At 38.7% G+C, this 12,014-nt stretch carries 8 protein-coding genes and 1 CRISPR repeat array; of the genes, 2 read left to right on the top strand and 6 right to left on the bottom strand.

Annotated elements, in window-relative coordinates:
• The first annotated feature begins 8 nt into the window (after positions 1 to 8).
• The gene (locus I2H52_RS07700) at positions 9 to 548 is read left to right on the top strand and encodes a 5-formyltetrahydrofolate cyclo-ligase (RefSeq protein WP_061588513.1); all 540 of its coding nucleotides are present in this window, start codon (positions 9 to 11) and stop codon (positions 546 to 548) included.
• Complete coding sequence (locus I2H52_RS07695) at positions 532 to 1,212, top strand: rhomboid family intramembrane serine protease (protein ID WP_195594927.1); 681 nt, start codon at positions 532 to 534, stop codon at positions 1,210 to 1,212. The genes I2H52_RS07700 and I2H52_RS07695 overlap by 17 nt, the downstream gene beginning before the upstream one ends.
• A gap of 40 nt (positions 1,213 to 1,252) precedes the next feature.
• Positions 1,253 to 3,466: a CRISPR direct-repeat array (repeat unit 36 nt; unit sequence GTTTTGGAACCATTAGAAACAACACAGCTCTAAAAC).
• A 90-nt stretch (positions 3,467 to 3,556) separates the two neighbouring features.
• Here I2H52_RS07695 and csn2 read toward each other — a convergent pair.
• From csn2 to I2H52_RS07665, 6 genes are all read right to left on the bottom strand, one after another.
• The gene (gene csn2 / locus I2H52_RS07690; protein ID WP_045618030.1) at positions 3,557 to 4,219 is read right to left on the bottom strand and encodes a type II-A CRISPR-associated protein Csn2; all 663 of its coding nucleotides are present in this window, start codon (positions 4,217 to 4,219) and stop codon (positions 3,557 to 3,559) included.
• The gene (gene cas2 / locus I2H52_RS07685; protein WP_002895389.1) at positions 4,209 to 4,553 is read right to left on the bottom strand and encodes a CRISPR-associated endonuclease Cas2; all 345 of its coding nucleotides are present in this window, start codon (positions 4,551 to 4,553) and stop codon (positions 4,209 to 4,211) included. The genes csn2 and cas2 overlap by 11 nt, the downstream gene beginning before the upstream one ends.
• Positions 4,550 to 5,416, bottom strand: coding sequence for a type II CRISPR-associated endonuclease Cas1 (cas1, locus tag I2H52_RS07680; RefSeq protein WP_195594926.1), 867 nt, complete (start codon positions 5,414 to 5,416; stop codon positions 4,550 to 4,552). The genes cas2 and cas1 overlap by 4 nt, the downstream gene beginning before the upstream one ends.
• Positions 5,416 to 9,546, bottom strand: coding sequence for a type II CRISPR RNA-guided endonuclease Cas9 (cas9, locus tag I2H52_RS07675; RefSeq protein WP_195594925.1), 4,131 nt, complete (start codon positions 9,544 to 9,546; stop codon positions 5,416 to 5,418). The genes cas1 and cas9 overlap by 1 nt, the downstream gene beginning before the upstream one ends.
• Positions 9,547 to 10,062: 516 nt before the next feature.
• Positions 10,063 to 10,962: a UTP--glucose-1-phosphate uridylyltransferase GalU gene (gene galU, locus I2H52_RS07670; RefSeq protein ID WP_033605573.1), complete on the bottom strand. Its 900-nt coding sequence runs from the start codon at positions 10,960 to 10,962 to the stop codon at positions 10,063 to 10,065.
• A 21-nt stretch (positions 10,963 to 10,983) separates the two neighbouring features.
• Positions 10,984 to 12,000: an NAD(P)H-dependent glycerol-3-phosphate dehydrogenase gene (locus I2H52_RS07665; protein WP_065371428.1), complete on the bottom strand. Its 1,017-nt coding sequence runs from the start codon at positions 11,998 to 12,000 to the stop codon at positions 10,984 to 10,986.
• Positions 12,001 to 12,014: the final 14 nt, after the last annotated feature.

The raw sequence follows: 12,014 nt of genomic DNA, 5'->3' as shown, positions 1-12,014 counted from the left end.
GATTGTCTATGAAATCGGAATTGCGCAAGCAAGTCTTGCAAGAAATGAAGTCTACCCCTCAGAAACAAAAAATGGCTATGGATCAAGCCTTAACAGAACGATTTTTGAATCATCCTTTTTACCAAGAAGCCAGGGTCATCGCAACCTACCTCTCTTTTCCGCATGAGTTTCAAACGCAGGGACTGATCAACCAGGCATTGAAGGACGGCAAAAAGGTTTTGATACCTAAAACCTATCCCAAGGGTTTCATGGAGTTTGTGGTCTACAATCCACAGCAGTTGAAAAAAACTTCCTTTGGTTTACTGGAGCCCCAAGGGGGCTTGGAAGTGGTGGATACCTCCCGGATTGATCTGATTCATGTTCCGGGCTTGGCTTTTACGACAGAGGGTTATCGGATCGGATATGGCGGAGGCTATTACGACCGCTATCTGGAGAATTTTGCTGGTCAGACCATGAGTACAATCTATCCTTGTCAAATCCAGAATTTCAACTCGGAAGACCATGATATTCCCGTTCAGGAGGTGCTAATCTATGAAGGAAATTTTTGACAAACGTTACCCTGTGACTAGTTTTTTTCTCCTAATGACTGGCTTTGTATTTCTACTGATGCTGATTACTACGGGTGTGAACTTTGATCAGGCAAAAACTCTTTTTCAGTTTGGAGCTATGTATGGACCGACTATTCGTCTGTTTCCAGAGCAGATCTGGCGCCTTTTTTCGGCTATATTTGTGCACATAGGCTGGGAGCATTTCATTGTCAATATGCTTTCTCTCTACTTTCTTGGACGACAGGTGGAGGAGATTTTCGGCTCTAAGCAGTTCTTCTTTCTCTATCTCTTATCAGGAATGATGGGCAATCTCTTTGTGTTTGCTTTTACACCGAAAGTCCTTGCAGCAGGAGCATCCACTTCTCTTTACGGACTATTTGCTACGATTATTGTTTTGCGCTACGCAACTCGCAACCCCTATATCCAGCAGTTAGGGCAATCCTACCTGACGCTTTTTGTGATAAATATCATTGGAAGTGTTCTGATCCCAGGAATCAGCCTAGCAGGGCATATTGGCGGCGCAGTAGGTGGGGCCTTTCTAGCAATCATCTTTCCAGTCAAATGGGAAAAAAGGATGTATAGTACCAGCCAGCGAATCGGAGCAGCCCTATTTTTTATCGCACTAGCCGTTTTCCTTTTCTATAAAGGAATGAGCTATGTGTAGAGTTGGAATAGTTAAAAAGCTACTCAAAAAATGAGTAGCTTTTTTGGAACCATTAGAAACAACACAGCTCTAAAACTTGTTCGAACAATTTTTGGACTCAACCCTAGTTTTGGAACCATTAGAAACAACACAGCTCTAAAACTGACGATATGGATATTTCTTTGATGGATAGGTTTTGGAACCATTAGAAACAACACAGCTCTAAAACTTTTAAAGTCCATCAAAAAATGTTCGCAAAGTTTTGGAACCATTAGAAACAACACAGCTCTAAAACCATGTCATCATCACTTGCTCCGATTGTTCGGTTTTGGAACCATTAGAAACAACACAGCTCTAAAACTTTTAAAGTCCATCAAAAAATGTTCGCAAAGTTTTGGAACCATTAGAAACAACACAGCTCTAAAACCATGTCATCATCACTTGCTCCGATTGTTCGGTTTTGGAACCATTAGAAACAACACAGCTCTAAAACTTTTAAAGTCCATCAAAAAATGTTCGCAAAGTTTTGGAACCATTAGAAACAACACAGCTCTAAAACGCTGATTACTTTATCAGTGAATCTACAACGGTTTTGGAACCATTAGAAACAACACAGCTCTAAAACGAAAATTTTGTGTATTCTTTGTGAAAATACGTTTTGGAACCATTAGAAACAACACAGCTCTAAAACGCTGAGTTTATCGCGTTGATGTTCAATAAGGTTTTGGAACCATTAGAAACAACACAGCTCTAAAACCTTCTGGCCTGAGCAGACAATTTCCGTAGCGTTTTGGAACCATTAGAAACAACACAGCTCTAAAACATTGGGGTTATTTCGGTCGAATTCAAATTGGTTTTGGAACCATTAGAAACAACACAGCTCTAAAACGGTTCCTGAACATCTTTAGTTGAGACTCAGGTTTTGGAACCATTAGAAACAACACAGCTCTAAAACAAGATAAGTTCAGTACGGTAGTCGAGTCTAGTTTTGGAACCATTAGAAACAACACAGCTCTAAAACTTGACAAGTTACCGTTGACCTCTCAGATGTGTTTTGGAACCATTAGAAACAACACAGCTCTAAAACTTACTACTTGGACGAGTTCGAAGGTCTTTCGTTTTGGAACCATTAGAAACAACACAGCTCTAAAACCTTCGTCACTAAGTTTTTCCATTTGTAGAAGTTTTGGAACCATTAGAAACAACACAGCTCTAAAACCTACTGTTAAATCTAACAATCCAGTTAAGAGTTTTGGAACCATTAGAAACAACACAGCTCTAAAACAAATCCGATGAACAATGCGCCAACTCCCAAGTTTTGGAACCATTAGAAACAACACAGCTCTAAAACGTCACTTCGGCCCAGCGCTCACCAAACCAAGTTTTGGAACCATTAGAAACAACACAGCTCTAAAACCGCTCCGTACAGGACAAGAATAGACTCGACGTTTTGGAACCATTAGAAACAACACAGCTCTAAAACTAAGTTACATCCACCCAATGCTCAAAAGCTGTTTTGGAACCATTAGAAACAACACAGCTCTAAAACATTCTGACCTGTTAGCCAATAAGTTTTTGGGTTTTGGAACCATTAGAAACAACACAGCTCTAAAACTATTCCTGGCGTTGTTAATGATGGGTTATAGTTTTGGAACCATTAGAAACAACACAGCTCTAAAACTTAGCATTTTGTTTACCTCTTTGTTTTTATGTTTTGGAACCATTAGAAACAACACAGCTCTAAAACGGTTACATTGTTAGCTTCTTGACTATCTGCGTTTTGGAACCATTAGAAACAACACAGCTCTAAAACGAAGCCAAAGCGTGAAATACTTTTCTTGTAGTTTTGGAACCATTAGAAACAACACAGCTCTAAAACCGTTCATAGCTTTTTTGAAAGTCCTGAAGCGTTTTGGAACCATTAGAAACAACACAGCTCTAAAACAAATTTGACGTTGGCGCCTGTTGATTAGTTGTTTTGGAACCATTAGAAACAACACAGCTCTAAAACCCATATGCAGATTATCTTCCTGAAACGTTCGTTTTGGAACCATTAGAAACAACACAGCTCTAAAACATTAGATTTTCTTTAATCTTAAAGCGTTCAGTTTTGGAACCATTAGAAACAACACAGCTCTAAAACTACCATTTGCGAAAAATAATTTAGCGTACTGTTTTGGAACCATTAGAAACAACACAGCTCTAAAACTTTTATTTTTTTTTGAAAAAAAAAAGTAAGGTTTTGGAACCATTAGAAACAACACAGCTCTAAAACCTCGTAGAAAGATTTTTCTCACGAAATTTCGTAATCGCGCCATTCGTCCCAGCCTGACTTCAGCTCGTTAGGTTCCAATTGTTACTCTTATTATACCATATTTTCAGGGTTCAAGAAATAGTCTTGATCCAGCACATACTGCGGAAAATCATAGACTTTTCGAGGTTCGACAAATAAAACCCTTAGTTGATTTAGTTGGATATACTCTATCAGATTTACTAACTCATCCTTTGATAGATAGGCTGATGCATTGATGAAAACAAGGAGTTTCTTTTTAGAAAGATATTTAAAAACCTGGACAATCTCTAGCATCTTTTCAAAAGGTGTATCACTCAGAGTTTCGACTTTGACACCAAGTGCATCGATTAACTCTAGAATGGTGATTTCATCATACTCTAGGTCTAACTCGTTTTCCAAACACTCAAATGCCAGCAATTCTGTAATCGTAGCAACCAACTTTTCAATCATGGACTTGACTTCGGGTTTGTCATTGAGCTGATTTTCTAAATCAGCATGTATCAATTTAAGCATGGCAGGTGAGTTGAGATTGTATCCTAAGACATCCGTTATCACTAGTAATTCGGACTCTTTCAGTGCTTTTAGATTTCTATCAAACAACTTCAACTCCCCATCATCAGTATATTGGTAGAATTGCTTGACGATAGTTGAAAAGGTAAACTGGTCTTCCAACACTAAAAAAGTTGCATTTTCAATAGCTAATGGTTCATCCAGTAGTGGGAAATTAATCTTCATCTCTAGGCTCCTCTCCCAGAAAGACCAAGCGTGCGTCGGAGTTTGCTACGCTGGTATTTCGTTCGCCATTTAAGTAAATCATGCGAGAAAACTGCTTTTCTGTAACGGTCAAGAGAGTAATGTTTCCTTTTTTAGGGTTATGAGTCTTGAGTCGCTCAATCATAGCATTATTAGCAGAATTGTTGAGCAAGAGCTTACTATAGATGGAGAATTGGTGCATGATAAATCCCTCATCTATGAGGAACTTCCGAAATTTCCGATAGGCCTTGCGTTCCTCTGCGGTATCAACTGGCATATCAAACATTAAAATCATACGCATATATCGATAACTCATATCCTAAACTCAGGAACTCCTTTCTCGGGTTGATTGAGAGCTTGGCTGACTTTCTTAGTATAGTCACTGACGATATTGGTCAGATACATATCCTTTCCATTGTAGTGGAAGGTGTCTGAGAAAATAGTGAAAAGTTCTCGCTTGATTTTGACAAAAGAACTGCTTCGATTTTCATAGACAATTCTATCAATAATTGGTCGGAAAGGCTCCATAATATCACTAGCTAGGTTGAACTGATTAAACTGATTAGCATGTTTCAAACCAAACTGAGTCATACAACCAGACAAGACAATCTCACGCGCAAACATACTCAAAATCAAGGTGTAGCCGTAGTCCAAGGCAGCATTGATATCACTATCTTGCTCACGACTAAAATCATTTCCAAACAAGGTGTTGAAATAAATACGAGCTGCGTGTCCCTCCCGGTTACTAGGATCAAATAAATCCAACCCATGATAGAGATCGATGACGGACTGAGATTTTTCTAGAAAACCACAACTCCCCAGATAAAAAGCTTGATTGAGAATTTTTTGTGCAATAATGGTAGTCCAAACTTGTGCTTTAGTTTCCTCGTTCCATGTGATTTGACGAGAGAGTTGCAAACTGGAATCGTGTCGACCATAGTAAGGCGTTAAGTAGGCTGTTGGCAAGCGTTTATCATCACAAAAGATGACCAGAATATTTTCATCCACCAAGCGTTTAATCAGCATAGTGGAGAGAACGATATCCGTTGTCTCCAAAAGCAGGATGTCCACCTCGGACAGGTGAATCAACTCTGTCCGAGAGGCATCTTTAAAAATCAAGTGGTTGTTCTTGTAGGAGAGTTTAGAGTGTGTATTGACAACAACGGTTCTCCATCCCATCAGTCTTCTCCTAGTTTGCTCAAGTCAATCCGAGTCTCGTAGAGACCAGTGATGGATTGGTGGATGAGGGTGGCGTTGAAACAAGAAGACACAGATTGATATCGTACATTTGATTGACTAATTTCAACACCAAGGAATTTAAAGGTTCCAGGAGCTCCAAATGAAATCAGTTTTAAAAGCGAGATAAATGATTCGCTTAATTGATAAATATCTTTATCGGATTGGTCAAACGCTTGTTGTAATAACGATTCAACATTTGGTTTTTGGATATATTTTTTAGATAAAGAAATGATTGCTGTTAATAATTCTTTAAATTCACTTTGATGTGTTTCCACATACTGTTTATGAATTGGTTCACTAATTTTATTAATTCGCTGTGCGTGGTAAAGCAAAGCAGTGAAATGGTAAGGTACAATCAATTCGTTACCTTTTTGCAACTCAATAGAGCTTGCTAATAATCTTCGCTGTCCATTATTAAACTCAAAGAGACTATACTTAGGTAGTTTTATAATAAGATTAGGATTGATATTTTTATAACCACATTCTTCAAGATAGGCGATTGGATTTGCTTCAAATTTCTTTTTATCTTGAACGGTTATTCCAACCATCTCTTTAATTCTCTTTAATTTTTTAGCCTTTCCTTTTTCAATATCTGCTATAACAAGAACTGAATAAGCGATTGTAGGTCTTGCATAGCCACCATACTTTTCAGGTGACAAACCGGATTTGATAGGGGTTAGTTTGCTTGCGTCAACTACTTTTTTCTTGGACACAATATTGTTATCAAACAGACCACCATTTTGTCCAACGGTTTGTTCTTCTGTCTTCTTCACAATATTCACCTGCGGAAGTGAAAGAACTTTTTTGATTGTAGCGAAATCTTTTTCCTTATTCCAAGCGATTTCTCCAGTATCCTTGGAGTATTCGATATTCTCTCTTTTTACGATGGTTCCGTCTGCGTAATGCACCTCTTCTTTAAAGAAGTTCAGCAAGTTTGAGTAGAAGAAATACTTTTCAGTTGCTTTTTCAACTTCTTTAGGATCTTTGGTTCTGGAGATGTATCTCTTAAGATCGTATTTTTGATAGTCACCATAGACGAATTCAGGCTCTAGTTTAGGATATTTCTTAAGGATAGCCTTAGCAACCACTGCATTTAAATAGGCATCATGCGCGTGGTGGTAGTCATTGATTTCCCGTACCTTGTATAACCTAAATTCTTTACGGAAGTTGGAAACTAGATTGGATTTCAAAGTGATGATTTTGACGATGCGGTTCTGCTTATCCTTCTCAGTCACTTCTGTATTGAAGCGGGCATCTAAAATCTGAGCAACATGTTTTGTGATTTGACGTGTTTCAACTAACTGGCGCTTGATAAAACCAACTTTATCACGCTCATCTAGCCCACCTCGTTCAGCCTTGGTTAAATTATTAAATTTACGTTCTGAAATCAATTTAGAATCCAATAATTGTTGCAAAAAGGCTTTTCTTTTTTGAACGACTTCTAGGCTAGGAACATTATCGGATTTCCCACGATTATCCTTTGAACTAGTTAAGACACGGTTATCAAGAGAATCATCCTTGATAAAGGCCTGTGGGATGATGTGGTCAATGTCACAGCTGCTTAGTTGGTTGATATCAAGAGATTTCCCAGTGTACATATCCTTCCCGTTTTGGAGATAGTAAAGGAAGAGACGGTCGTTTTGAAGTTGAATATTATCTGTTGGATGTTCTTTTAATATATTTGAATCAAGCCCAGGTGCTAGATTTTTTAGTGCATCCTCAATGCGTTTATATCTTTGTTGGGAATTCTTTTTTCCTCTTGCAGTAGTTTGATTTTCACGCGCCATTTCAATCACGATAGACTCAGGGGCATGGCCCATAACTTTGACCAGTTCATCAACAAGCTTGATACTTTGCAAAATTCCCTTTTTAATAGCAGGGCTTCCTGGAAGTTCTTGGACAACTTGTTTCACATCATTTGTCTTACCAACCACTTGTGCTTTTTGGATAATTTCTTTGAAGGAAAGTCCGTCATCGTTGATTAACTGCATAAAGTTGCGATTGATCTCACCGTCATCAATCAGATAATCAAGGATTGTTTTTTTACTTTGCTTATCATAGATGCCGTTAATCAGCTTGGCAGAGAGTTTTCCCCAACCAGTATAATGTCGACGAGTCAGTGCCTTGATTACTTTCTCATCAAAGATAGAGGCATATTGTGCAAGATGCTGCTTAATCATCTCACGATCTTCAAAGATAGTTAGCGTGTGGACGATATTTTCAAGAATTGCTTCATTTTTAGAATCATCCATAAACTCCTTATCCTTGATAATTTTGAGCAAATCATGGTAAGTAGATAGACTAGCGTTAAATTGTTTTTCAATTCCTTTTAGTTCGATTCCATCGTAGCTATCAACATTGTGTAGATACTGAATGATGTCTTTTTCAGTTACTTTTCTTTTCTCTTTGAATAATTGAGTGACAATTTGCTGCTTCTGCCCACTATCAAGGAATTGATAGTCTCTCAATCCTTCCGCAATAAATTTTACTTTTGTTAATTCATTGTAGACAGCAAATGTTTCATACAAGAGACTGTGCTTGGGCAAAACTTTTTCCTCTGGTAGATACAAGTCATAGTTAGTCATCTTATTGATGAAGTCTTCTGCAGATCTTGCTTTATCAACGATTTCTTCAAAATTCCAAGGTCGGATTGCTTGGTCAGAATTTCGAGTTAGCCAAGCAAAATCACGATTGCCACGAGCCAATGGGCCAACGTAGTAAGGGATACGGAAAGTCAAGATTTTCTCTATCTTTTCTTTATTTTCCTGCAGAAATGGATAATGTTCTCCTTGTCGACGGATAATGGCATTCATTTCTTGAAGATGAATTTGATGAGGAATAGAACCATTATCAAAGGTGCGTTGTTTTCTTAAGAAATCTTCACGTTCAATTTTATCAAGGAAATAATCTGCTCCTTCGAGTTTAGAGAGAAGATTTTTGATGTATTTGTAAAATGCTTCTTGAGTGGTCTTGCCATCGATATATCCAGCATATCCATCTTTAGATTGGTCAGAAAAAACTTCATCATATTTTTCTGGAAGATTTGTTTTAATGAATTGTTTTAAAGCAGCCAAGTCTTTTTGATGATTTTCATAACGGTCAATCATAGATGCTGATAGTGGGGCCTTGGTTGAAGGATCTGTAACAGTTAAGATTCCTGATAGAAGAATGGCGTCATAGAGTTTTTTAGCAACTAGGAAAAGGTCTGCAAAGTCATCTCCAATTTGTACGAGTAAGTTTTCCAAATCCTCATCATAGGTATCTTTAGAGAATTGTAGTGGAGCTTTTTCTTCCAAGTCAAAATGTTTTTTAAAATCAGCCTGATTTCCTACAATTAACTTGAGAAATTCGGAAAACAAACCAGTGGACTTTTCATCAGGAAAGAGTCTTAGAACGCGTTCTCTCTTTGCAGATTTACTGATTTTATCTGTAAAAATTGCTTCTACTTGTGCGTTTTGTCCGTTAAGTGAACTTCCTTCAAAGGTGTTGTCGTAAATGCTTATAAACTCGTTAAATATTTTTTGGATATCATTGTTTTTAATATCGAAAGATTCTTCATATAAAAAATGCCCGCGGTATTTAATTATATGAGCTAATGCCAGATAGATCAAGCGAAAGTCAGCTTTTTCTTTTGAGTCCGCCAGATGTTTTCTCAAATGATAGATAGTCGGGAAATTCTTATGATATTCTTTTTCTTCTTCCAAAGTAGCAAAAATAGGGTATTTACTTCCTCTTTTATCCTCAGGAACTAAAAAGGAGTCATCTAATCGATGAAAGAAACTACTATCTACCTTGCTCATTTCCTCAGTAAAGATTTCTTGAAGATAGCGAAGACGATTTTTCCGACGAGTATAGCGACGACGTGCTGTTCGTTTGAGACGTCTATCCTCAGCAGTAGTCCCTTCATCAAACAATAAAGCCCCGAGTAGATTTTTCTTGATAAAGTGTTTATCAGTATTGCCCAGAACTTTCATCTTTTTCGATGGAACTTTATAGTCATCTGTAATCACGGCCCATCCGACGCTGTTTGTTCCGATATCAAGTCCGATAGAGTAAGGTTTATTGTTCATTTAGTGTTCTCCTTTGAGTTATACTCTTTAAGTTCTTATCAGCAAACGCTAATATATTAACCTTGGCTAAATTATATATCTTTTGACTATTAAAATCAAGAAATTGTAAAACGTTTTCAATATGTAAATTTTTAAATCGTTATAAAATGGAATGTTATTCTATTTCATATAGATTTCTTCTTGCAATTTTTAAAAGAATGGTATACAATACAAGTGTTGGAACTATTCGAAACAACACAGCAAGTTAAAATAAGGCTTTGTCCGTACACAACTTGAGAAAGCGAGCACCGATTCGGTGCTTTTTATTTTATTATACAAACTTATTGTGGTCCCATTTTTATAAAAAATAATATCATAGCGCTTTCATGAAGTTTGATACCAATTCGATGGAGCTTATAAGTAGGTTAACTGAGAAATACAGATTTCTTTTTAGATTATAGATGTTCTGAAGAATAGCAATACAAAAAAGAACTGGGATAATTAACTATCCTAGCTCTTTTTATATGGAATTTTCTTCTATTTCCCCTCAGCTAACTCTTTTCCGAGTTGGATGAGGTAGTCTTTCAAGTCGTCTTTGACCTGTGGGTGTTTGAGAGCGTAGTCGATGGAGGTTTTCATAAAGCCAAACTTGTCTCCGACATCGTAACGAGCCCCTTTGAACTCACGAGCAAATACACGTTGTGTTTTATTGAGGGTATCGATTGCATCTGTCAGCTGAATTTCATTTCCTGCACCTGGAGCTTGGTTTTCGAGGATTTGGAAAATTTCAGGAGTGAGGAGGTAGCGTCCGATGATAGCAAGGTCACTAGGAGCGTCCTCTGGAGCTGGTTTTTCAACGAAGGTTTCAACGCTGTAAAGACCGTCTTTTCCTTCGCCTTGCGGAGCAATAACCCCATAAGCAGAGACTTCGTCATGAGGGACTGGCATAACAGCGATAGTGGACGCGTGGGTACGTTCGTAGTCATCCATGAGTTGTTTGGTAAGCGGAACAGCCTTTTCGTCTGTGATATCCATCAAGTCATCACCAAGCATAACGACAAAAGGTTCATTTCCAACGAAAGCTTTGGCTTGCAAAACAGCATCTCCGAGACCACGTGGATGTGTTTGACGGATAAAATGCAGGCGCATGCCGGTTGTCTCATCAACCAGCTTCAGAAGATCTGTTTTCCCTTTTTCTTTAAGGTTGTATTCCAATTCGAAGTTTGAATCAAAATGGTCCTCGATAGAACGTTTTGACTTACCCGTAACAACCAAGATGTCTTCGATTCCAGACTTGAGGGCTTCTTCAACGATAAACTGGATAGTGGGCTTGTCTACGATTGGCAACATTTCCTTGGCCAAGGCCTTAGTTGCTGGGAGGAAGCGAGTTCCCAATCCAGCGGCAGGGATGACTGCTTTTCTGACTTTTTGTTTCATGATGTTCCTTTCTATAAGGGTCTAAGACCATTCGTTTTCTGCTTTAAATTCATTGTTCATGATGTCAGTGATTGCTTCTTTGATATTGACACCTTCGTAGATGACTCGGTAAATAGCCTGTGTGATTGGCATGTAGACACCCAATTCCTGAGCCAGCTCGTAAGCTGCTCGAGTTGTTGAGATTCCTTCGATGACCATGCCCATATTAGCTTCGATGTCTGCGAGGGATTCTCCACGACCGAGAGCATCACCAGCTCTCCAGTTACGAGAGTGGATAGATGTCCCAGTTACGATCAAATCCCCAACTCCAGAAAGCCCGCTATAAGTCAGAGGATTAGCTCCCAGAGCGACCCCTAGACGGGTGATTTCAGCCAGGCCACGGGCAATGATAGCCGCCTTGGCATTATCGCCAAATCCTAGACCATGTAGTGCCCCAGCGCCAACTGCGATGATGTTTTTGAGAGCACCAGCGGTTTCAACCCCGATAACATCCGTATTGGTATAGAGGCGGAAGTAGTGGTTGCTAAAGAGATTTTGGACGTACTGGGCCGTTTCAAGGTCTTTAGAGGCTGCAGTGATCAAGGTAATATCCCGTACAATCGTTTCCTCAGCGTGGCTAGGTCCTGAAACAACAACGACTTCACTACGAAGGTCAGCTGGGATTTCCTCTTCAAGAATAGTTGATAGACGTTTGTGGCTATCTGGTTCCAATCCTTTGGAGGCATGCATGATGACAACCTTGTGATCAAGCACCTTTGCTACTTGTTGGGCAACCAGTCTCGTTACTTTTGTTGGGACTACAAATAAAACAGCATCCACATCCTTTAGTGTTTCTTCTAAATCATGATAGGCTTTGATTTTTTCGTCGAGTAGGATATCTTTGAAATAGCGTTTGTTTGTATGTTGGTTATTGATTTCATCAATTTGGTCAGAAATATTTCCCCAAATTCGAACCTCGTGTCCATTGTCGTTTAGGACCTGCGAAAGGGCAGTTCCCCAAGAACCAGGACCCAAGACAGCGATGGTTTGTTTCTTCATCTTTTCCTCCTTGT

This window comes from Streptococcus oralis (assembly GCF_015561235.1).
GTDB lineage: Bacteria > Bacillota > Bacilli > Lactobacillales > Streptococcaceae > Streptococcus > Streptococcus oralis_BK.
Note: the sequence above shows the minus strand (reverse complement) of the source record. Positions and strands in the feature narration are given on the sequence as shown.